Origin of the sequence: Ochrobactrum sp. SSR, from assembly GCF_030067775.1 — a bacterium.
GTDB lineage: Bacteria > Pseudomonadota > Alphaproteobacteria > Rhizobiales > Rhizobiaceae > Brucella > Brucella teleogrylli.
On the sequence record NZ_CP125971.1, the window covers coordinates 510,274 to 532,711 of the forward strand.

Consider the following 22,438-nt stretch of genomic DNA (forward strand, 5'->3'; position numbering starts at 1 on the left):
GTGACGGGTGCGGCATGCTCGATGCAAAGTCGGATGAGATGAAACTTGATGCCCATCAGATCACGGGCCTGAAAGAGAACGTCGCCATCACGGTGGATCGGTGGGGTGTTGCTCATATTCGAGCCAACAACCTTCATGATCTTTTCTTTGCACAGGGTTGGAACGCCGCACGAGACCGCCTCTGGCAGATCGATGTGGCGCGCAAGCGCGGCCTCGGCCTGCTGGCGCGCGACTTCGGCCCCGGTTATCTTGAACAGGACAAGGCTGCACGGCTGCTGCTCTATCGCGGCGATATGGCTCCCGAATGGAACGCCTATGGGCCAGATTCGGAAGAAATCTGCACCGCATTCGCCGGTGGCATCAACGCCTATGTCGATGCCTGCGATGCGGGGTCGATAGCACTTCCTCCTGAATTTCTGCTACTGGGCAATCGACCGGATCGCTGGAAGCCGGAAGATGTCGTGCGTGTGCGGACTCACTCGCTCACGCGCAATGCATCGTCCGAACTTCTGCGGTCGAAAGTGATGGCAGCCGCCGGGATCGAAATTGGCGCAAAACTCGATCAGTTACGGAAAGAATTGTCGCACGGTGTCGTGCCGCAACCGGTTGACGGGTTCGATCCGGTGATCATGACGGATCGGGTTCTGCGCGATTTCAATCTCGCCGTCAGCCCGGCGACCTTCTCCATGGACCGGCTTGCAGCCACGCTTGAGGAGGCCAGCCTCTGGACCACGATTACCCCGTCTGGTGAAATCGTCAGGGCTGCTTTCGAAGAAGGGTCGAACAACTGGGCGATATCAGCGGCGAAAACCAGTACGGGTCGGCCAATTCTGGCGCTCGATCCGCATCGCACACATGTCTTGCCGTCGATCCGTTATGTCGTGCACCTGTCCATGCCGGGGCTGGACGTGATCGGTGCCGGTGAGCCGATGGTGCCCGGCATATCGATGGGCCACAACGGCACTGCCGCTTTTGGATTGACCATTTTCGGTGCGGACCAGGAAGATATTTATGTCTATCGAACAAAGGAAAGCGACCCCGATCTTTATGCCTATGGCGAGGACTGGGAAGCCGTCAAGACGATAGAAGAACCGATTTCCGTCAAGGGATATCCAGATCAAACGGTTGCGCTGAAATTCACCCGCCACGGCCCTCTTCTCTATCAGGATGCTGAAAGTAATCGTGCCTTTGCATTGCGCACCGTCTGGATGGACCCGGGTATGGCGCCCTATATGGCCAGTCTTTCGGTCATGCGTGCAACCAGTTATGCGGACTATGCGGATGCACTGGCAGGCTGGGGCTGCCCATCCGTTAATCATATCTATGCCGATACCAGCAACACGATCGCGTGGAAGCCATCCGGAGCGACGCCCGTTCGCAAAAATTGGGACGGGCTTCTCCCTGTGCCGGGCGATGGGCGTTATGAATGGGACGGATATTTACCGCCGCAAGCCGGTCCTCAAGAGATCAACCCCGCTCGCGGTTTCGTGGCGACGGCTAATGCGATGAATGTGCCCGACGATTGGTCGCGTTCGAATCCGGCCATCGGCTATGAGTGGCTCGACAGCAGCAGGCATAATACGCTTCATAACGAACTATCCCGAATGGATCCAATTTCGATAGCCGATTGCGCGCGCCTGCAATGCTCAACTTTTTCACCGATTGCCGCGCGCGTGTGCGCCTGTTTATCAGCCATGCCAGCGGTGACTGCATCACGGGTCTGGCCGCTGCTTCGAGACTGGGATGGCGATCTCGCAGCCGGATCTGCGAGCGCTGCGTTTTTTGAGGTTTGGTTCAGCAAGCATCTCGGTCCGCTTGCCGCTCGATCGGAGGGCGCGACGCCGCAGATTATCCCGTTGCTCAGGCCATTTGATGCACCGAGCATCGTGACCTGGCTGGAAGGCGCACAGGCCGATGAGCAGGTGGTTGAGCGCATCATCCAAAGCCTCAATGACGGCTGGGCAGAGTGCGAAACCCTGATGGGTACTGATCCTGATTGCTGGTCATGGGGACAAATCCACAAGCTGTATTTGCAGCACCCGCTGCAAGCGCTTACCGAAGAAAACTGGTCTCTGCCACCCATCGGTCTCGGCGGAAGCAGTTCGACACTCAACTATGCCAATTATCGTCTTGAGGATTTTTCTGTTCTGGCCGGGCCGTCTGTCCGCATGGTGATCGATGTTGGGGCTTGGGATAACAGCCTGTTTGTCAATAATCCCGGACAGTCGGGCATTCCAGAAACATCACATTATCAGGACCTTCTTGAGAATTGGCACGAGGGAATTCATTGTCCGCTCGTCTATTCGCCAAAGGCGATACAAGCCGCAGCCAAGCACACGATCATGCTAAAAGCATAGTTGCGGGATATTCAGATAAATTGCGGAAGATATCAGGCCGTCACTTTCCGCCCGGCCTATTACCTTTCAGCAGTAATCATATCACCAATCATCGGACCGATTTTGACAATAAGCGAAGGAAAAATCCCCCGCCAATAAGAGAGGCAAGCAGGCCCGCCGACATGGGCCACGGATAGGCGAGATTGCGCCCAAGCCAATCTGCAAATACGAGCAGCAAGGCGCCGAGCAGAGCGCTGGCCAGAAGTCGCATCGTCATCCCTCGGAACCCGAGCATTGCTGCAAAATGCGGCACCATAAGACCAATGAAGCTGACGGGCCCGACAGTGATCGTCGCCGCCGTTGTTCCAAGTCCTGCAATGGCAAGAAGGATCGCCCGGCTTGACGAAACTTTAAGGCCAACAGAGCGCACCGTTACATCGCCCAATGGAAAGATATCCAGCGGTCGCCTGAACAGAAGGGCTGCAAGCAGAACGATAGTCGCGCAGATGCAAACCAAAGCCGCGTCATTCCAGCCGATGTTACCCATCGAACCTGAAAACCAGTTCAGGAGGCCAGCCACCCGCGGATTGCCACTGGCGAGAAGCAGGATCATCAGAGCATGGAACATGCTCCCCAAGCCAACGCCGATGAGAAGAACGCGTTCGGGCTGAAAAGCAGTACGCCAGCCGATCCCGGCAATGACACTCAGCACGACCAATGCGCCGAAGGTGGCGACGGCAAGCTTGGAAAAGCCGCTCGCATCGCCCATGAAGAGCACCGCGATTGCAAGCCCAAAACCCGCACCATAGCCAATGCCGAGCAAGTCAGGACTGGCCATCGCATTTCGCAGCGTACCCTGCAGAACAAGGCCCGCAACTGCCAGACATATGCCGGCGCCCGCCGCAGCAAAAATTCTTGGCCCGCGCCACCCTGTTACGGCCTCTGGCGCGGCAAAACTCCAGCCGTCAGGCGTATTCGACACCAGCACTGAAAGGATCATGCAAAAGGCAAGAGCGCATGAAAGTGCAAAGAGGAGGCGCAACGGCTTCTGGAGTCTCTTTCCAGTCGAGGTACCTTCTTGTGCTGACGAAACACCGGGCAGACGAACGCGGCTTGCCAGAATGACGAGAATTGGTCCTGTGAAGAGGCCCGTAGCGGCGCCTGCGGGAATATTGCCGACGAAAGGCGCAATGGCCCGCAACAGCTGATCGATACCGACAAGCAGCAACGCGCCGAGCAAAGCCGACCACACGAGCCTGCGCCCGTCCTGTCCGGGGGCAAAGGCGCGCGCAAGGTTGGGCGCGGCAAGTCCGATCATACCAATCAGCCCAAGACTGCTGGTAATGACAGCAGCAGTCGCGGCAGCGGCGGCAAGCAGAACCAGCCGCATCATTGCTGGTGAAATCCCAAGCCCCTTCGCCTGGTTATCACCGAGCGATAGAAGATTGAGCGGTCGTTGCAGAATGAAGATGAGCACTGCAAGCGGCAGGAGGCGTGGAAGCAGATAGAGACAGACTTCCCACCCACCCTGCTCCAGGGAACCTGCCCGCCAGGTCAGCAGGTTGATGAGGTAATCATGATTGAAGAGTACAAGCAGGCCGAAGATTGCGTTGCAATAAAGTCCAACCATCAAACCGGCCAATACGACAGTCGTCGAAGAAAACTGTCCGCGAGAGGCGATGAACAGCGAAAGGCTGAGTGCCATTCCCGCACCGATGATTGCTATAGCTTCATTCCTCGCGATCCACAGGCCGGGTGCGAAAACCAGGGTGAAAGCCAGTGCGATCTGCGCGCCGGAGGCGACGCCCAAAAGTCCGGGTTCAGCCAGCGGATTGCGCAGAACGGTTTGAAACACCGCGCCGCCAAGCCCGAGCGCACCGCCCACGAGCAGGCCGACCGCAAGACGCGGCAGAAAGCTGTAATAACCGATCACATGGCGCGGATCGTCGGGATTGGGAGCTGTTATAATATGCAGCCATTCTGCGGGCTTAGCGATGCTAAGAAAGCCCTGGACAATCAACAGCGCTACACATGCCACCGAGAAGGCCAGCATTATCCAGCGCAGGGAGGATTGTCGCGGGCGGGCGCAGGTTGTTTCAAGGCCGCTCACGCCATGTTCTCCAATGCCGAGGCGATGAGGTCCGCCAGATGGGCCGCGGAAGGCACGCCGCCAAAGGGATGAAACTGGTTCAGCCATGCGACGCGTCCATCGCGCACCGGTCGGAGCAGTTTCCACATGGTGTTTTGCTGTAAGGAGCGTTCGGTCTGAATCCGTTGCGAGGGAATGTCCACGACGAGAAATGCCGCGTCAGCGCTCACCACCAGCTGATCAAGCCCGACACGAGCCATGCCGGTTCCATTCACCGGGCCAGACCAGACATTCGAAAGTGCGAGTTTTCGCAACACGGCATCGGGAAGCGTGCCTTCGCCATACATGGTCATTTCACGGCCGCCAATATCAGGCAGCATGACACCCACCGCATACTTATGTTTTGAGACCGTTTCACGCGCCTTTGCAAAGCGCGTTTCCGCATCCTCCACCACGGAAGATGGCACGGAAGGCGAAACACCACACAAATTCGCGACGCGCTTCAATATCTCGATCGCCAGCTGGTATCGTTCGACATCGGGCGTCGTGATGCTCGGCACCAGCGCGACACGGGCAACATCGGCGATGCGCGGGGTCATCACCAGATTATAATCCGTCGCGATCACAAAATCGGGCTTCAGCGCTGCAAGCGCTTCAAGATTGATCTCCCAGAAAGGCCCGACATCAACGACCGTTTCCGGTAAAACCGGCGCCGCCATACGCTGACGGTAGAAACTTGTATCGGAAAGCCCCACGGGTACAATTCCGAACGAGAGCATGGCTTCCGCCGCGGCCCAATCGATCGCCACGACACGCGGAGCAGATGCGGCGGCGACTGCGGAACCAAAGCCTGAAAGCCCCGCGCAAAGCGCGAGGCCCGAACCCAATATTATCTGGCGACGTGTCAGCACAGCAGTTGCCTTAGAAGCTGACCTTCACCCGGCCAATAACCGAGCGGCGGTCGCCTTCATAGCAGCTGACGGTATCTTCACAGGTGGTGAAATACTTCTTGTCGAAAAGGTTCGTCGCGTTGAGCTGGAAGGTCATGTCCTTGTATTTGTAGCTCACACCGGCGTCGACCAAAGTGCGGCCGTCAACCTTGACGGTATTGGCCTTGTCACCATAGCTGGAACCGACATAACGCACGCCGCTACCAAGGCTCAAGCCTTCCAAAGCGCCGCTGTTGAATGTGTAATTCAGCCATGCCGAGGCCTGATGTTCAGGCACCATCGTCGACTGCTTGCCGATATAGGCAGCGGCGTCTTCGGTGATTTCGGTATGGGTGTAGGTATAGGACCCAATGAAGTCCCAGCCATAGGAAAGGTTGACTTTGCCTTCCAGTTCCAGACCGCGTGAATGGACCTCGCCGGTTGCCTGCGGGCCATCGATGTAGCTGTAGGAAACAACATTCGACTTCACGATGTCGAACCACGCCATCGTGAACAGGCCGTCAAATTCCTTCGGCCGGTATTTGACGCCAGCTTCCCACTGACGCCCTTCCGACGGATCGAAGGTGTTGCCGCTATTGTCCGTGCCAAGATTTGGAACGAAGGATTCCGAATAGCTGACATAAGGCGCGATCCCCCATGGCGTGACATAGGTGATGCCGGCGCGACCGCTGAACTTGCCGATATTCTGGTCGGTATCGCTGTCGTCGAGACGATTGTGATTGTCGAGGTTCAGCCAGTCATAGCGACCGCCGAGTGTGACGATCCAGCTGTCGTTGAACTTAATCTGATCCTGCGCATAGACACCGGTCTGATTGTATTTCTGACGATAGCTCTGCGTCAGCGTCGTCGGCACGGCGATCGGAATACCGTAAGACGGGTTGAACGGATTGAGGCTCGGCGCCGGGTCACGATATTGCGTGACATCGGAGTTGGAATAGGAATAGTCAAGACCGAGCAACGCTTCATGCGCGATATTGCCGTTTTCAAATTCGGCAACTGCCTGATTGTCTACGACAAAGCCGCTCATGTTCTCGTCGAAACGGCGCGCCTGCCGGGTAATCCCCGTCGGTCCGAGACCGAGCGCCAGCACGTTGTCGAGGAGGAAACTCACCTGACCGTAACGCAGGTTCTGCTTCAACGTCCAGGTGTCGTTCAGATGATGTTCGAACTCATAGCCGATACTGCCCTGCTTCTGCACGCTTCTGTTGAAGTCGGGATCACCAACCAGAATATTCGGAGAGTTCGGATAGAGATTGCTGATCGTGGCGGGCAGAACGCTGCCGCCGCTGTCGTCACGCAAATGCTGGCCGGAGACAGTCAGCGACGTGTCGGCGTCCGGCGCCCAGGTGAGCGACGGTGCAAACATGTAGCGGTCGTCCTTGACCTCGTCGCCATTGGAATATTCGAACTGCGTATCGCTTTTGCGCACCACGCCGATCATACGATAAAGCAGCGTCTTGTCTTCATTGACCGGCCCCGTCAGATCGACGCCGAGCTGCTTGCGGTTATAGCTGCCATATTCCAACGAGGCTTCATGGAAGGCTTCGGCCTGCGGCTTCTTGGTGACGCGGTTGACCAAACCGCCAGCATCGCTCTGGCCATAGAGCGATGACACTGGGCCGCGCAGCACTTCAATCGAATCCAGCTCATAGGGATCGGTGCGGAAGAAGGTGTAGCTGTTGGAAAGCTGGCGCAGCCCATCCTGATAGGAGCTTGTGGACTGGGCGTTGAAGCCACGCATCAGGATCCAGTCATAACCTTTCGGGTCGGGGCCATAGGTTTCAATGGTCACGCCCGGCACATAGCGCAGGATTTCCGTCACGCTTTGCGCATTCTGGGTTTCGATCTGCTTGCGGCTGACCACCGAAACCGACTGCGGCACTTCAATTAAGGGCGTATTGGTCTTGGTTGCGCCTCTGGAGTTTTCGACCACAACGCTGCCCGATGTATCGCCTGCCACTGCGCCTTGCAGAGTAATCGTGTCGAGAAGCAGCGAACCGTCCGCAGCCACGGCTCCCGCCACGCCAGCCTGTTGGGCTGAAATGGTCACGGTGTTACTGCGAATGCGATAGGACAGGCCCGAGCCGGACAGAATGCTCTTCAGTGCTTCCGAGCGGGTAAGCGAGCCTTTTGCGCCAGTGGAATTCTTGCCGCGCACGATATTGGCATCGTAGAAAAGCTGGACGCCGGTATTATTGGAATATTGCACCAGAGCCTTGGACAAAGGCTGCGCCGCAATATTGAAAGATATACGCTGCACCTGTTGCCCGGCACCTGCGGCCTGCGCCCAGACCGGGTTGGTCGCAAACGAAACGACGGCAACCAGTGCGCTTGCTGCCAGAAGATCCAAGAATAGCTTCGATTTGAGAAGAAGAACTGCGCGTCCCTGGCCAATCCCTGTGTGAATTCCGCTCGTCTTATCCACGCGCATGCTGCAATCCCCAATGTCTTACACCCCGCCGACGGGCGGGAAACTCTGTTTCATGGCGGCCGCCAAGCAGCCCCTCAGATGGTTAGACACCTCGGAAGCGCGAACTAATGATCGGTCCGGAAAATATTTTTGATAATTTTTGTCATATTAACGCCGCGTGACGACTGTTACCCAGCCGGAAGCGTTCATAACCTTGACGGGAAGGGTTTCCGCAATGGTGGCAAGCGCCGCTTCCGCATCGCGGGTATCGAAGATCGCCGTCACCGGCATATTGCCTATTTCGGCATCGGTCAGGAAAATCCTGCCCCGGCGATAACGTTCGAGTTCCGTTAGCACACGGCGCAGCGGTACATCTTCAAAGATAACGCGATCATTGCGCCATGCTTCGACGATCTGACTGTCAGAGCGATGCGGCGCGGCGATAGTGCCACCAATGAACGTCAGCTGCCAGCCTTCATCAAGTCGAACTGGCGCAGCATCACCAAAGGCCACCGACACGGCATGTTCAACAACGGAAACGGTCACGGCATCTTCGTCCAGCTTGACATCGAAGGCTGTGCCAAGCGCGGTAATTGTGCCACCTTTGGCGGAAACCACGAAAGGGCGCGTCGCATCGGCGGCAACCTGAAAGAAGCCCTGTCCCTGATGCAGCACCAGATCGCGGCGCTTGTCCGAAAATTCGACCGAAAGGGCGGAATAACTGCCAAGCTCCACCGTGCTGCCATCGGCAAGGGTAAAGCTTCGGCGCTCGCCCACATCCGTCTTGTAGGTCGCAAACAAGCCGGGGCGCGACAGCATATAGCCACCGGGCGCCAGTACCAGCGCCGCGAAGCCGCCCAGAACGACCCCGCGCCTGCTGACACGGTTCGATCCTTTGTACCTATCATATTCCGGTTTCACGGCATCAAAGCGCTGCCACAGAGCTTGCGCACGCTCATAAGCAAGCTGGTGGGCCGGATCGGACGCCATCCAGACCGAGAACGCACGCCGGTCATCGGCGCTAACGGCTTTGTCCTGCAAAAGCACGAACCATTCCAGCGCTTTCATGAAAACCGGGTCAGTCTCGAAATCCTTCATGCCTGTCCACAACTGCCTTGGCTCTTCCTATGCGGAGAGCCGTTTGTCGAGTTCGGCCAGAGCCGCCACAATCTGGGTTATAACCGTATTGCGCGAAATTCCCATACGCGCGGCCACTTCATCGTAAGTGAGGCCTTCGATCCTATTGAGGACGAAAGCCTGACGGCGGCGGGGCGGCAAATCCGCGATGGCCTGCAAAAGACGTCGCAGCTCGCTGCGAAATAGCGCCGTCATTTCCGGCGAAGGCGTGCCGTCGGCGTAACGCTCCGGCGCGTCGTCTTCCAACTCCACATCCGCCCTGCGACGGGCGTCACGTAAGTGATTAAGCGCAAGATTGCGCGCTGTGCGCTTCACATAAGCGGGACCCGGCACCTGTGCCGCATCGTCATAGTGGGAAAGCAGGTTCAGGAAGGCCTGCTGAACGACATCTTCGGCTGCGGCGGCGTTTCCGACAATACGACGCACAAAAGTCCGCAGACTAATCTGCTCGCTCTCATAAAGTTCAGTCAGATCCCAAAACCGGGAAGTCATTCCTTCGCGCGCTCCAGACAACATGTTTACAGCCGCATTTGCGAAATAGCAGCTGTCTCACGCCATAGAGGTCCGAAAAATATCGCGCAATCACAATGATTTAGAAGAATTCTAGGCGGACAAAATAAACATGCATAAATTACTCAGCTTTTATCGTTAGAAAACATCGACTTCGGTTGAAAAATACACGCGCCGGTCGTTGGCGGGGAAAGGCAACCATCAAAATTCTAATATCTTAATGTATCTAAAATATCACATAAATCGCCTTGATTGCTTGGGCGAATATTATCGAAACATCTTTAAACCGGATCTATGCCACCCTCCTGAAAGCCATACGGTGAAACATGATCGCCAGAAGCGCCGGCTCGACAAGCGGCGCGGTATAACGGTATTGCAGGCTGATAGCCTCCCTGTGCATGAATGCTCAGCACATGTGCCGTCCATCGCGCGATCTTCCGGGTCACAACACCGTCAGATACAAACCGTATGGCAAACCTAAAAATCCCATCTGTGGTCGTTGAAAATAGTTTGCGATATTAACGCTCTAACTAGTTCTTGTCGTTCGTTGTTCAGCACAATATGGTTTGGGTGTTAACTCCTGTATTGACCTTTGTTTTTGGACAGAATGCGCATGAATGACAAACGAGGTTCTGGCGCTTCGAAGCCACTTAATCCGGCAACATCATTCCACGAGAATGACCGGCCCACTTTGAAGACGATCGCGTTCATGACTGGGCTCGGTGTCACGACCGTTTCGCGCGCTTTGAAAGATGCTCCTGAAATCGGTCCTGAAACCCGAAAACGCGTTCAGCTTATTGCGCGCCAAATCGGTTATCGCCCCAACCGGGCGGGAGTGCGACTGCGCACAGGCAAGACGAACGTCATCGCACTTGTCCTCAATACACAGGACGAAATCATGGGCTTTACCAGTCAGGTCATTCATGGCGTGGCCGACGTTTTGGCCGAGACCCAATATCATCTGATCGTGACTCCCTATTTCGACTCCAGAGCGCCCATTGAGCCCATACGCTATATCGTAGAGACCGGCTCCGCTGACGGTATCATTTTTTCACGTACCGAGCCCGACGATCAGCGCGTGCACTATCTGATCGAGCATGATTTTCCATTCGCTACCCACGGGCGAACGGATGCAGGCATTGACCATCCATATCACGACTTCGATAATCAAGCATTTGCCCGAAGGATGGTGGGGGAGCTATGCGCTCGCGGGCGCAAAAAAGCTTGTGTTGTTGACCCCTCCAGCGCAGCTGACCTATTACCGCCATATGGTCAATGGGTTTTATGAAGGGTTGCGGGAATTTGGTTGCTTCGGTTCGCCATTAGAAGGTGTTGATCTCGATACACCACTTGAATATCTTCGTGTTTATATCGCCGATCTGATGAAAAGCCTTGATCGCCCCGATGGCATCATATGTTCAGGCAGCGCAGCAGCATTGGCTGTTGTTGCGGGCATTGAAGATGCCGGATTGCATATCGGTCAGGAAGTTGATGTTGCGGCGAAGCAGTCCACTCAAATTCTACGCTGGTTCCGCCCCGGCCTGATTGTGGTGGAGGAAAGTTTCAAACTGGCCGGGCAACAGCTCGGCAAGGCGATTTTGGGGCGCATCAATGGAGCGGATATAAAATCGCTCCAGACGATAGGATAATGAAAGCACAAGTTGAGCTACAAGCCGTTCCGACGATCGAACGGCTTGCGCTATTCGAGAAAAGAAGAAGCTAGCTTATTGCCCGCTTTGCTTCGGCTTGTGCCGGAAGCAGTAAAGCCTCGGCGGCGGCAATATCAAGCGCTTCAGGTCTGGTGCACGTTGTCGCCACCTCAACGAAACGCCCCTCCTCGCCCGATTTGAGAATGGCGAGCATGACATCGACACCATGCAAGGCGCGTTCAAGCGAACAGCGCATGTCACGGCCTTCCAGAATAGAAGTCGCCATGTCGGCCAATCCGGCTGTACGATAATTCGCCATCATGCCATTGGAATGTTCTTCATTCGCAATGCCAAATGGATGGCTCCAATTTTCAACAGTCGTCGCAGGCTGACCCGGTTTTACCACCTGCACGTCACCGCCAAAGAAGTTCGGATCGGGCAGATAGAGCGATCCTTCCGTGCCATATAGTTCCATATTTGCATGGCGATGCGACCAGACATCCCAGCTTGCAGACAATGTGATTGTCGCGCCTTGTTCAAACTCAAGGAGCGCATGGATGGTGGTTGGGGTTTCGACCGGGATGGTTTCACCGTTGCGTGGCTCCGACAGGATAGTCCGCGTCGGCGTCGCGGCTGAGGTCAGCGCCGCAACCCGTTTTACCGGACCGATCAGGTTGATCAGATTGGCAATGTAATAGGGCCCCAGATCGAGGATGGGACCACCGCCGCGCTTGAAGAAGAAATCCGGGTTCGGGTGCCAGTGCTCCATGCCATGGCTCATGACATGGCAAGTGCCCGATGTGATGCGTCCGACATGACCACGATCGACTTCACGCCGGGCAAGCTGATGCGCTCCACCAAGAAATGTGTCGGGAGCGCAGCCCACTTTGAGGCCGCCACCATCGGCGAGCGCCTTCAGTTCAAGCCCCTGTTCCATGGACAAAACCAACGGCTTTTCCGAATAGGCGTGCTTGCCTGCGGCCAGTATCTGTTTTGTGACGGCGTAATGCGCATCAGGAATAGTCAGGTTGACGACGATATCGATGTCGTCATTCTGCAGCAATTCATCGATGGTCTGAGTCTTTATGCCAAATTCTACAGCGCGCGCCTTGGCCGCCGCTGGATTAATATCGGCACATGCGCGAATTTCAATGGATCGAAACATCGGCGAAAGCCGCAGATAGGCCGCCGATATATTTCCGCAACCGATAATGCCGACACCAAGTATGTTCGTCATTTTCTTCTCCAGATCAAAGTGTCTTTACGGTTTCGATGGAACGGCTGGCAAACCGCGTATCGTCCGATGGATTATCGTGTTCCATCACGAAATAGCGCACCGGCGTTTTGCGCAGGGCTGCGAACAATCCAGCCCAATCGACCGTTCCATGGCCCACATCTTCCCAACCGTCCTCGTTGGTCTTTTCACCGCTAACCGCAATATCCTTGACGTGCACAGCGAGGATGCGGTCACCATAGCGTTCGATCCATCGAAGAGGGTCGGCCCCGCCCTTGATGATCCAGGCTATATCGGCCTCCCATGCGAGTTCCGGCGACGCATCGAGAATATGTTCTTGCGGAACCGAGCCGTCCGGCAGCACCCGAAACTCGAAATCGTGATTGTGCCAGCCGAACGCGTAGCCTGCCTTGCGATAGGGTTCACCGGCAGCGGCAAGCCGTTTGCCGAACGCCTGCCAGCCTGCAACCGTATCCGGACGGCGATCCGCGTCGAGATAGGGACAAAAGATTGCTTTCATATCGGCAACCTTTGCGATCTCCAGAACACGGTCGACTTCGTTTTCCAGCATATCGAGGCCAAAATGACCGGTCGGCATGGACAGTCCGAACGTATCCAGATTTTTCTTCAGTTGCGCCGGATCGGCATAGATGCCGCCATATCCTTCGACCCTGCTGTAGCCGAGATCGCGCAGCATGGTCAAAGTTCGCTCTAAAGGTTGGAAATTGCGGGAGCTGTAGAGTTGATAGGAATAACCATTCATGTCTTTCATCCTTTGAACCTGATCCTGAATTTTAACCGGATTTCGACGAGACAAGCTCTCCCGTCACGGCGCGAATTCTTCGTGCCGTCTCTTGAACGTCAGTCGTTTCACATATGATGGAAGCGCTATCGCGCGTGTGCGTAGCTGTTCATCTAGAGCCTTTCCTCAGACTGAGAATCGAATAGCGACAGGGCGTCGGCTTTGAAGCCGATCCTGACCCTATCGCCTGCCCGATAACGCTTGCCGGCCTCGACACGCGCAGACAGCGCATGTCCGTTTAGCTTGAGCCAAACCAGACTATCCGCGCCCATCGGCTCATCCAGATCGACCGTGGCCTCGAACCCGTCTGCGACATCAAGCTTGATATGTTCGGGTCGGACACCCAGCGTCACCTTCCGCCCTTGTTCCAGCGCACCGTCATAACCGTCGAGTTGCACCGCGGCTTCGCCTATGTGGAAGACCGGCTTGCCGCTTCGCGAAGCGATTTCGCCGGAAAAGAAATTCATGGAAGGCGACCCCAGAAAACCGGCAACAAAACGGTTTTTCGGGCGATTGTAGATTGTCAGCGGGTCGTCAAGCTGCTGGACGACGCCGCCTTTCATCACGGCGATACGATCGGCGAGTGTCAAGGCTTCGATCTGGTCATGGGTAACGTAGATCATCGTATTGCCAAGCTTCTGGTGCAGGCGTTTGATTTCGACACGCAACTCGGAACGCAGTTTGGCATCGAGATTGGAAAGAGGCTCGTCGAACAGGAACACATCGACATCGCGAACAAGCGCCCGCCCGATAGCGACGCGCTGCCGTTGGCCCCCCGACAAGGCCGAGGGTTTCCTTTGCAGCAATGGTTCAATCTGGAGAATTTCGGCGGCGCGTTTAATGCGCTTGTCGATCTCGGCCTTGGGCAGGCCCGCGACGCGCAAACCGAAAGACAGGTTCTTCTCAACAGTCATTTGCGGATAAAGCGCATAAGACTGGAACACCATGCCGATGCCGCGATCCTTGGGCTCTTGCCATGTGACATTGCGCCCTTTGATAAAGATGCTGCCCTCGGAAATATCGAGCAGACCTGCTACACAGTTCAGCAAAGTCGACTTGCCGCAACCGGATGGCCCCAGAAGCACGAGGAACTCGCCCTCGCCGATTTCCAGATTGAGATTTTGCAGAACGTTGACGGAACCGAAATCGAGCGACAGATCCTGAATAGAGACACTGGAATTCATGAGGTTCATCCTTTCACTGCGCCCGCAGCGATACCGCGTACGAAGTAACGGCCCGATACGAAGTAAACGAACAAAGGTACGGCGCCTGTCAGAATGGTGGCGGCCATATTGATGTTATATTCCTTCACACCCTGCATGGAGTTGACGATATTGTTGAGCTGAACGGTCATCGGAAAATTCTGTGTCCCTGCGAACACGACGCCGAACAGAAAATCGTTCCAGATTCCGGTCACCTGCAGAATGATCGCAACCACGAATATGGGGAACGACATTGGCAGCATGATTTGAAAAAAGATGCGCCAGAACCCGGCGCCGTCTACCCGCGCGGCTTTGAAGAGCTCGGGCGGCAGGGCGGCAAAATAGTTGCGGAACAGTAGCGTCAGTATAGGCATGCCAAAAATCGTGTGGACGAACACCACGCCTGCCAGCGTGCCAAATATGCCAAGCTCCCGCGTTATGATGACCAGCGGATAAAGCATGACCTGATAAGGAATAAACGCCCCGAACAACAGGATCGAAAAGAAGATTTCCGATCCTTTGAACTTCCAGTTCGCCAAGGCGTATCCATTGACCGAAGCAATGGCGATGGACACGATGACACTTGGCACGGTGATCTTGACGGAGTTCCAGAACCCGGCGCGTATGCCTTCGCAATAAAGGCCGGTGCAGGCCTGGCTCCATGCCTTGACCCACGGTTCGAACGTGACTTCGACGGGTGGTGCAAAGATATTGCCGAGGCGTATTTCCGGCATGCCCTTCAATGAGGTCACAACCATCACATAGAGTGGCAAAAGGTAGTAAACAGCGGCTACAAACAATATGCAGTAGAGCATGATGGTCGCAGGGGCAAAGCGCCGTTTCGGCTTGCGCCCCCAGGGCTGCGCAGCACTACCTTGCGCCACACCCGTAGGAATTTCGGTTCGCTCCAGCGCAGTTTCCATTTTCCGGTTCAGCACTGCTTCCGTCATCGCGCTTTCCTCCGGCTGTATTCGAGCATGGTCCATGGGACGAGGATGATGAGGACGGTGGTGAGCATGACCGTCGAAGCGGCAAGCCCCTGTCCAAGATTGGCCCAGCCGAACATGAAATCGTAGACATATTTGGCTGGCACTTCCGACGCTATCCCCGGACCACCATTGGTCATGGCGACAACCAGATCATAGAGTTTCACAATGCCGGTCGCGATCAGCACCACTGTCGTTACCAGCACCGGGCGCATCATAGGCAGAATGATGAAGAGATAGGCTTTCCACTTGGGAATGCCGTCGACACGGGCGGCCTTCCAGATTTCATCATCCACATTGCGCAATCCGGCCAGCATCAGGACCATCACCAGTCCGGTCATCTGCCAAAGCCCGGCGATAACGATTGCGTAGATGACATAGGTTCGGCTTGACAGGATCGCCATTTGAAAACTGTCGAACCCTATATCGCGAATGACTTTTTCCAACCCCAGTTGAGGGTTGAATATCCATTGCCAGACAAGTCCGGTCACAATGAATGACAACGCATAAGGATAAAGAAAGATCGTTCGAAACGTATTCTCGAAACGGATCTTCTGGTCCATCAGTGCCGCCAGCAAAAAGCCAACCACCAGTGAGAACCCCATGCAGAGAACACCGTAGATTGCCAGATTGCGGACAGACACATGCCAGCGGGAAGCGCCGAAGAGCCTGACATATTGATCGAAGCCGACAAAATTCCATACCGGCAACGATTTGGAGGACGTGAAGGAATAGGCGACGGTCCAGAGTGTACAACCGATAAAGACCACGAGAACAGTCGCAATCATTGGAAGTGCTGCAATTTTCGCATTCAGATTGCGAAACATTCCGGAGGGCTTTCTGCGACTGCCCTCTTCTATAACGGCCATGTTATCCTCCCTGTCCCATTGCCGGAAAATCCGGCACTGCCCTCCTCAAAGCAATGCCAGACCTTGCAACCGAGCTAATGCGCCTGTTCGATGATCTCCGCAAAACGTTCCTGGATATCATCGACCGTCATATCGGGATTAGAAAAGAATTCCGCCGAAAGGCTTTCGATCTGCCCCTGCGTGTCGGGCGCACGCAACTGCTCAACCGACGGAACGATATTGTCGGGATTCTTCAGGATATCAATGCCTGCGCGCATGCAGCTCGAAGCCGTATCGAGGTCGATGTCGCCACGGATCGGCAGCGATCCTTTTGCGAGATTGAAAGCCACCTGCGTTTCCTTGGAAACGAGCATGCTCGCCAATTTGAGCTGGGCCTTAGTGACTTCTGGATCCTTATTCTTGGGGAAGTATATCGCATCGCCACCCGTATCGAGATATTGATGGACGCCGAGCCCCGGCAAACAGTCATAGTCTTTCCCGGCAACCTTGCCCGCCGTGCCGAATTCGCCCTGCGCCCAGTCGCCCATGATCTGAGTACCGGCCCGGCCTGTCAGCACCATATTCGTGGCTTCGTTCCATGAGCGACCGACATAACCGGGATCAGCCAGCCCGCGTGCCTCAGCCAGCGCCTCGAAAACCTTCTTCATTTCAGGACCGCGCGCCGCTTCGGCATCCTTGTCCTTATTGACTTTGAGGTAGAGGTCCTTGCCACCAATGGCTGTCGTCAAAACCGTCAACATGCCGTTCACTTGCCATCCATCACCGGTAGCCAGCGGCACGATGTTCTTTTCCTTGAGCTTTGGCCCCGCAGCAACGAGGTCGCTCCAGTTTTTCGGCGGTTCTGCGCCAGCGTCTCGAAAGGCTTGCGGGTTGATCCACATCCATTCCCAAGAATGAATGTTCAATGGCACACAATAAAGACGCCGCTCATAGGTACAGGATTCAAGCAGGCTCTTCGGGCGTATAAAATCGGCCCATCCTTCCTTTTCAGCGAGTTCAGTGAGATCGGTCATCAAACCGCCCTGAACCAGTTCTTCCGCCTGCCGTCCGTGATTGAGCTGGGTGGCGCCCATCGGATTACCGCCCAAAATACGGCTGATGATGATGGGACGCGCCGTAGAGCCACTGCCGGCGATGGCACCATCGACCCACTTATCCCCACCGAGCGTATTGAATTTTTCAGCCAGAACCTTGACCGCAGCCGCTTCGCCGCCCGAAGTCCACCAATGCGTCACTTCAAGATCGGCCGCGAATGCCGATCCGGTCATTACGCAGCACACCGATGCGACCAACGTCGCGAACTTCAATCGATACATTTCATCTCCTCCCAAATCTGAAACGTTACAGGTATCGTATTCAAAACCATCTGCATTGCAAGAGTTTAATTTGGAAATGATCATAACTCACTGAATTAGCAGATTAATATCCTATTTCTTCCCAATTTTTTGGTCACGCGATAGTGCCAGAGCTCCTTGATAAAGAGAATGCCCATTACTTTCCAAATCATTTTCTGAAACGTTACAGATTTTATAAAACCTTAGGTTTATACATCGCGGCTTTGGCGTCACCACCAATCTTTCGTCTCGTTGTGCGCTGCGCACAACCTATCATCGGCGACGATAGAAGATCATCCCGGCGTGATGAAAAATGTCATTGATAAAATTGCCATCGAGGATGAAACCGGTGTCGTGCCAGTATCTGATGCGGTTGCCGGACAGTTCGTAACGGCTTCGCAGGCGCGTTCTCGTATGCCACGCGCCTCCACAAATCGGGCCAGGAGTTAACATCGGGCGTTTCCGCGCTCAGTCACCCCAAGGCCGAAGTAGGTGATTGATCGATATTCAGTTTTTGCATCGATGCGGGTTGCCCCGCTCAACGCTGCCGCCCACTCGTAAAAGAGCGGGAGGCTTACAATACATCAGCCAAGGCTTGGATGTTCAAATCATCATTGAATCGGGCACCGAGCTGGAAACGACATAGAACCCCATGGCATAGAAAATTAACTCAGCTTCCTGCCGACGGTTTTCGCGACCAGCGCCAGCGAAATGGCCCCTGCATCCGCATGTCCGATGCTCTTCTCAGCCAAGGGTCTTGCTCGACCGAGTTTCGGCACAAGTGGCGCCGTCGCGTCTGCCGCCGCCTTTGCAGTCTCTGCAGCATTGTTCCAGGCATCGGCCAACGTCTTGCCAGATGCAAACGCCCTTTCGAGCGTTTCCACGAAAGGAACAAACGCATCAACCAATGTCTTGTCGCCTGGTTTAGCCCCGCCAAGGGTTGTCACTGAATCAAGCGCGCGTCTGCCGCCGCGAACGACCGCACCATCCTCCATCTTGCCATTATCGGAAAGCTCTGTGCTCCAAGAGCGCAGTAGAAGACCCCATAGCGCCCCAGATGTTCCTCCGGCCCGGTCTGCCCAGGCGTCGCCTGCCACAGCCAATACGCTTGCGGCACCGGCACCTGCCTTAACAGCCTGATCCGCTGCATCTTTTGCAGCCGCAGAGCCTCGACGCATACCTTGTCCATGATCGCCGTCGCCTGCAAAAGCATCGATACGACCAAGTTCTTCTTCGGCCTCGACCAGTACGTCGGCGACAGCGTGCAAAATACCCTGAATGCAAATGCCACCGGCCTGCCCCGCCTCATCGGCTGGAGCAAAAACAGAAACCGCATCCTCGTTGGCAATGACATCATCCGCAGGCTCGACTGCGATTGCTTCGCCGCGACGCAGAACCGGCGTATCGCAAGCTGCCGTCCAATAGCGCTCGAGTTCGTCATCGAGCCAAAGAAGGGTCAACGAGCAGCCTTGCATGTCGAGACTGGTAACAAACTCACCAGCTTCCGGAGCGACAACGTGAAGATCAGCTTTTTCCAGCAGCGACGCAATCGCCGTCCACAAGACGAACAGTTCTTCATATTTGGTCGCACCAAGACCGTTCAGGATAACGCCAACTTTTTGCGTTCCTTCGGGGCGTTCCGCCAGAAGTTTCTCAACCAGCAGGTTTGCCAGACCGGAGGCAGGCAGGATCGCCTCTTCCTTGATCCCCGGTTCGCCATGAATGCCGAGACCAAGCGCCATCTGGCCTTCCGGTACGGTAAAGAGCGGGTGCGGAGCGCCAGGCAAAGTACAGCCTTTGAAGGCAACACCGAAAGACACAGTATTAGCATTCGCGAGACGTGCAAGGCGTTCAACCTCATCCAGTGACAGACCAGCCTCAGCAGCGGCACCGGCAATCTTGAACACGACCAGATCACCAGCAATGCCGCGCCGCTTCTCGTGCATATCCATCGACGCGCTAGCCACATCATCGGTCACGGGCACGATGCGGACGTCGATACCCTCGGCACGCAGACGTTCGGCGGCCACGCCAAAATTGAGGACGTCCCCGGCGTAATTGCCGAAGCCCAATAGAATACCGCCGCCCTTATGCGCCTGCCGGCAGATACGCGCCACCGCCGCCGTGGAAGGTGACGCAAATACGTCACCGGCAACGGCTGCATCCGCGAGTCCCGGCCCCACATATCCGGCAAATGCAGGGTAATGGCCAGAGCCGCCGCCCACGACAACAGCGACCTTGCCGTGAGGCACCTTTGTGGAGCGCACAACGCCGCCACGCACGTGGCGAACATAGCGGCTAAAGATACTGGCAAAACCGGCAAGAGCGGTCGAGGCAAACTCCTCCGGCGCGTCGAAAATGGTCGTCATTAAAACAGTCCTTAATCTGGGTCATTAGCCGCGAGGCAGGATGCGGCGTAGGTAGTCACGATTTGTTGCCGCAACGGAAAGCCCGTCGCCTCCATAATGTTCACATAATAGCGGACTGGCAAATCCGTGATCCAGCGCCATTCTGATCGCTGCACGATAATTGATGATCCCGCTTTCAAGGGGAGCAGGATGCGTGACGATGACACCGGACGCTGGATCTTCTGTACGGGTGTAGTTCTTGACGTGCCAGAACTTTGCGTAAGGCGCGACCTTCTCCATCATCTTCTGCCAATGCTCGACCGGGCGGTGCAGACGAATGAGATTACCCAGATCGGCATTGATCCCAACATTTTCGAGACCCACGTCCTCAACAAAACGAACTGCGCTGTCCGCAGTGCCGAGATAAGTATCCTCGTACATTTCAAGCGACAGTTCTATACCAAGCTCCTCTGCGTGGCGACCGAGTTCGCGAATGCGTTCAACAGCCTTGTTCCAGATAGCCGGATCGTCAGGATTCTTCGCTCCATCGACCGTCCAGAACCACAATGCCTGTTTCTGCGCGTCCGTCAGCGGTTCAAAAAGCCCGAAGGAAACGCAACTGGCGCCGACTTCCTTGGCCGTGTCGATGACCTTGTGCCCATAGGCCAGATATTCGTCGCCGTGTCGTGCATCGATCACGCTGCGCCGCGAGGTGGAAATCGCAGGTATCGTGAAGCCAAGCGATTTGGCGACCGACATAAACTCGTTAAGACGGGCCGGGGACAAATCCGCCAGCCGCAACCAGCTGTCAGTTGGATCGAGTTCGGTAAACCCTGCATCCGCAACGTCAGACAAAGTGCGCGCCCAATCTTCTGGCGACTGATCCTGCACCGAACTGCCATCCGGCAGCATATTGGGATACTGGATCATCGCCGCTGCAATCGGCCAGGTTTCACGTGTCCATTTGGATGTCGTCTGTTTCAACTTGTGTTCCTGTTCTTTTGTGTGATCCATCAAAGTCACGCCATATTGCTGTTACCGGAGGAAATTTCGGTTTTTCGGCTGCGCAGTTTGGCAATACCCCAGAAGATGGCGGGAGAAACAAGCAGGAAGACGCCGAGCGTCATTAACGACGCAACCAAGCCATTCGACCAGAATATGGAAAGTTCGCCGCCGGACATCATCATCGACTGACGGAATGCATCTTCTGCCTTGTCTCCGAGAACCATGGCGAGAACCAACGGCGCCAGCGGATAATCTAGTTTCTTGAAGATATAACCCAGCGCCCCGAATGCGATAACCAGCCAGACGTCGGTTATCGAGTTGGCGACCTGATAGGCACCGGAGAAAATGACCGCAACAATGATCGGTCCGATGATCGAGAACGGCACGCGCAGAATAGATGCGTAGAGCGGCACGGTCGCGAGTACCAGAATAACGGCGACGATATTGCCAAGATACATGGACGCAATCAGGCCCCACACGAAATCCGGACGATCCGTGAACAATGTCGGGCCGGGAGTGAGGCCCCAGATCATCAGGCCGCCCATCATCACAGCAGCGGTAGCCGAACCCGGCACGCCAAGCGCAAGCATCGGGAGAAGCGCAGATGTACCGGCTGAATGGTCAGCGGTTTCCGGTGCCACGATACCGCGAGGGTCTCCCTTGCCGAACTTCGATTTATCACGGGCGGAACGACGGGCCACGCCATAGCTCATAAAGGATGCGGCCGTTGGCCCGGCGGGTGTTATGCCCATCCAGATACCGATCAGCGTCGATCGTGCAAGCGTAAACCAGTAGCGCGGCATTTCCAGCAGCGTACGCCCAATCTCACCGAGACGCACCCGCGCCTTGATTCCATCAAAGCGTAACCCCTCTTCCGTCGTCAGCAACAATTCGCCGATCCCGAACAGGCCCATCACTGCAATCAGAAAGGAAATACCCTTGATGAGTTCCGGTATCTCGAATGTCAGGCGCAAATTGCCCGAGATCGTATCCATGCCCACCGAAGCAAAAGCAAAACCGATCATCATGGAAACGAGCGTCTTGAAGGGCGATTGAGCGCCCATGGATATGAAGCTGGCAAAAGCCAGAAAATAAACAGCGAAATATTCCGGCGATGAAAACCGCAGGGCGAAATTGGCAACCCAACTGGAGAGCAGTGTAATCATCACCACGCCCGCCAGTGCTCCGATACCAGCGGAAACGAATGCCAGCGTCAAAGCGCGGCTCGCATGTCCGGCCTTCGCCATCGGATAACCATCGAACGTGGTGGCAACAGAGGAAGGCTCGCCTGGAATATTGAACAGAATGGACGTTGTCGATCCGCCGAACAATGCTCCCCAATACATACAGGAAAGCAGAATAATCGCGGAAATAGGGTCCATCGTGAATGTCAGCGGCAAAAGCAGGGAAACGCCATTGGGCGCGCCCAATCCCGGCAAGACGCCAACCAGAATTCCAAGCGTCACACCCAGCATCATCAACAGAACATGATTGAAACTGAGTATATGGGCGAAGCCATCCATCAAGAGACTGAAGTTTTCCATGTCTTTCCTCCAAAGACATCGGACTTTCCGGTA

General features: G+C 55.6%; 16 protein-coding genes and 1 pseudogene. 2 read left to right on the forward strand and 15 right to left on the reverse strand.

Annotation, left to right across the window (positions count from 1 at the left end):
* Positions 1-14 precede the first annotated feature (14 nt).
* Complete coding sequence (locus QLQ11_RS19725) at positions 15-2,357, forward strand: penicillin acylase family protein (protein ID WP_124916198.1); 2,343 nt, start codon at positions 15-17, stop codon at positions 2,355-2,357.
* A gap of 88 nt (positions 2,358-2,445) precedes the next feature.
* Here QLQ11_RS19725 and fhuB read toward each other — a convergent pair whose 3' ends face one another.
* From fhuB to QLQ11_RS19750, 5 genes are all read right to left on the reverse strand, one after another.
* Complete coding sequence (fhuB, locus tag QLQ11_RS19730; RefSeq protein ID WP_371836065.1) at positions 2,446-4,446, reverse strand: Fe(3+)-hydroxamate ABC transporter permease FhuB; 2,001 nt, start codon at positions 4,444-4,446, stop codon at positions 2,446-2,448.
* Positions 4,443-5,336, reverse strand: a complete 894-nt coding sequence (locus tag QLQ11_RS19735; RefSeq protein ID WP_371836066.1) for an ABC transporter substrate-binding protein — start codon at positions 5,334-5,336, stop codon at positions 4,443-4,445. Before QLQ11_RS19735 ends, fhuB begins: the two co-directional genes overlap by 4 nt.
* Before the next feature lie 10 nt (positions 5,337-5,346).
* Positions 5,347-7,725, reverse strand: coding sequence for a TonB-dependent siderophore receptor (locus QLQ11_RS19740; protein ID WP_283735649.1), 2,379 nt, complete (start codon positions 7,723-7,725; stop codon positions 5,347-5,349).
* 228 nt (positions 7,726-7,953) lie between these two features.
* Positions 7,954-8,883, reverse strand: coding sequence for a FecR family protein (locus tag QLQ11_RS19745; protein ID WP_109366304.1), 930 nt, complete (start codon positions 8,881-8,883; stop codon positions 7,954-7,956).
* Between the two features lie 27 nt (positions 8,884-8,910).
* On the reverse strand, positions 8,911-9,414 hold the full coding sequence (locus QLQ11_RS19750; RefSeq protein WP_121539214.1) for an RNA polymerase sigma factor: 504 nt from the start codon (positions 9,412-9,414) through the stop codon (positions 8,911-8,913).
* 631 nt (positions 9,415-10,045) lie between these two features.
* On the opposite strand from QLQ11_RS19750, the pseudogene QLQ11_RS19755 reads away from it, so the two are divergent.
* Positions 10,046-11,081: pseudogene (locus tag QLQ11_RS19755) on the forward strand (LacI family transcriptional regulator).
* A gap of 70 nt (positions 11,082-11,151) precedes the next feature.
* On the opposite strand, the gene QLQ11_RS19760 reads toward QLQ11_RS19755, so the two are convergent.
* The 10 genes from QLQ11_RS19760 to QLQ11_RS19805 all read right to left on the reverse strand — a co-directional run bounded on the left by QLQ11_RS19760 (position 11,152) and on the right by QLQ11_RS19805 (position 22,405).
* Positions 11,152-12,318, reverse strand: a complete 1,167-nt coding sequence (locus QLQ11_RS19760) for a Gfo/Idh/MocA family protein (RefSeq protein WP_109366307.1) — start codon at positions 12,316-12,318, stop codon at positions 11,152-11,154.
* A gap of 13 nt (positions 12,319-12,331) precedes the next feature.
* On the reverse strand, positions 12,332-13,078 hold the full coding sequence (locus QLQ11_RS19765) for a sugar phosphate isomerase/epimerase (protein WP_109366308.1): 747 nt from the start codon (positions 13,076-13,078) through the stop codon (positions 12,332-12,334).
* Positions 13,079-13,230: 152 nt separating this feature from the next.
* Complete coding sequence (locus tag QLQ11_RS19770; RefSeq protein WP_121539228.1) at positions 13,231-14,301, reverse strand: ABC transporter ATP-binding protein; 1,071 nt, start codon at positions 14,299-14,301, stop codon at positions 13,231-13,233.
* 5 nt (positions 14,302-14,306) lie between these two features.
* Positions 14,307-15,269, reverse strand: coding sequence for a carbohydrate ABC transporter permease (locus QLQ11_RS19775; RefSeq protein ID WP_371836067.1), 963 nt, complete (start codon positions 15,267-15,269; stop codon positions 14,307-14,309).
* Positions 15,266-16,174 carry a carbohydrate ABC transporter permease gene (locus QLQ11_RS19780; RefSeq protein WP_109366310.1) on the reverse strand — a complete coding sequence of 303 codons (909 nt, stop codon included), beginning with the start codon at positions 16,172-16,174 and terminating at the stop codon, positions 15,266-15,268. Before QLQ11_RS19780 ends, QLQ11_RS19775 begins: the two co-directional genes overlap by 4 nt.
* Positions 16,175-16,248: 74 nt before the next feature.
* Positions 16,249-17,490 (reverse strand): ABC transporter substrate-binding protein, encoded by a 1,242-nt coding sequence (locus QLQ11_RS19785; protein ID WP_109366311.1) that lies wholly within the window; start codon positions 17,488-17,490, stop codon positions 16,249-16,251.
* A gap of 291 nt (positions 17,491-17,781) precedes the next feature.
* A complete protein-coding gene (locus tag QLQ11_RS19790) occupies positions 17,782-17,961 on the reverse strand; it encodes an Atu4866 domain-containing protein (RefSeq protein WP_235859030.1) in 180 nt (59 codons plus the stop codon).
* A 212-nt stretch (positions 17,962-18,173) separates the two neighbouring features.
* Complete coding sequence (locus tag QLQ11_RS19795; RefSeq protein ID WP_283735647.1) at positions 18,174-19,877, reverse strand: dihydroxyacetone kinase family protein; 1,704 nt, start codon at positions 19,875-19,877, stop codon at positions 18,174-18,176.
* A 24-nt stretch (positions 19,878-19,901) separates the two neighbouring features.
* A complete protein-coding gene (locus QLQ11_RS19800; RefSeq protein ID WP_319080494.1) occupies positions 19,902-20,870 on the reverse strand; it encodes a sugar phosphate isomerase/epimerase in 969 nt (322 codons plus the stop codon).
* A gap of 5 nt (positions 20,871-20,875) precedes the next feature.
* Positions 20,876-22,405, reverse strand: a complete 1,530-nt coding sequence (locus QLQ11_RS19805; RefSeq protein ID WP_109366314.1) for a tripartite tricarboxylate transporter permease — start codon at positions 22,403-22,405, stop codon at positions 20,876-20,878.
* Between the last annotated feature and the right edge of the window lie 33 nt (positions 22,406-22,438).

Coding starts and splice junctions, on each gene's coding strand:
- QLQ11_RS19725 (WP_124916198.1), top strand. CDS start 15: ATGCTCGATGCAAAGTCGGATGAGATGAAACTTGATGCCCATCAGATC.
- QLQ11_RS19745 (WP_109366304.1), bottom strand. CDS start 8,883: ATGAAGGATTTCGAGACTGACCCGGTTTTCATGAAAGCGCTGGAATGG.
- QLQ11_RS19750 (WP_121539214.1), bottom strand. CDS start 9,414: ATGACTTCCCGGTTTTGGGATCTGACTGAACTTTATGAGAGCGAGCAG.
- QLQ11_RS19760 (WP_109366307.1), bottom strand. CDS start 12,318: ATGACGAACATACTTGGTGTCGGCATTATCGGTTGCGGAAATATATCG.
- QLQ11_RS19765 (WP_109366308.1), bottom strand. CDS start 13,078: ATGAATGGTTATTCCTATCAACTCTACAGCTCCCGCAATTTCCAACCT.
- QLQ11_RS19770 (WP_121539228.1), bottom strand. CDS start 14,301: ATGAATTCCAGTGTCTCTATTCAGGATCTGTCGCTCGATTTCGGTTCC.
- QLQ11_RS19775 (WP_371836067.1), bottom strand. CDS start 15,269: ATGACGGAAGCAGTGCTGAACCGGAAAATGGAAACTGCGCTGGAGCGA.
- QLQ11_RS19780 (WP_109366310.1), bottom strand. CDS start 16,174: ATGGCCGTTATAGAAGAGGGCAGTCGCAGAAAGCCCTCCGGAATGTTT.
- QLQ11_RS19785 (WP_109366311.1), bottom strand. CDS start 17,490: ATGTATCGATTGAAGTTCGCGACGTTGGTCGCATCGGTGTGCTGCGTA.
- QLQ11_RS19790 (WP_235859030.1), bottom strand. CDS start 17,961: ATGTTAACTCCTGGCCCGATTTGTGGAGGCGCGTGGCATACGAGAACG.
- QLQ11_RS19795 (WP_283735647.1), bottom strand. CDS start 19,877: ATGACGACCATTTTCGACGCGCCGGAGGAGTTTGCCTCGACCGCTCTT.
- QLQ11_RS19800 (WP_319080494.1), bottom strand. CDS start 20,870: ATGGATCACACAAAAGAACAGGAACACAAGTTGAAACAGACGACATCC.
- QLQ11_RS19805 (WP_109366314.1), bottom strand. CDS start 22,405: ATGGAAAACTTCAGTCTCTTGATGGATGGCTTCGCCCATATACTCAGT.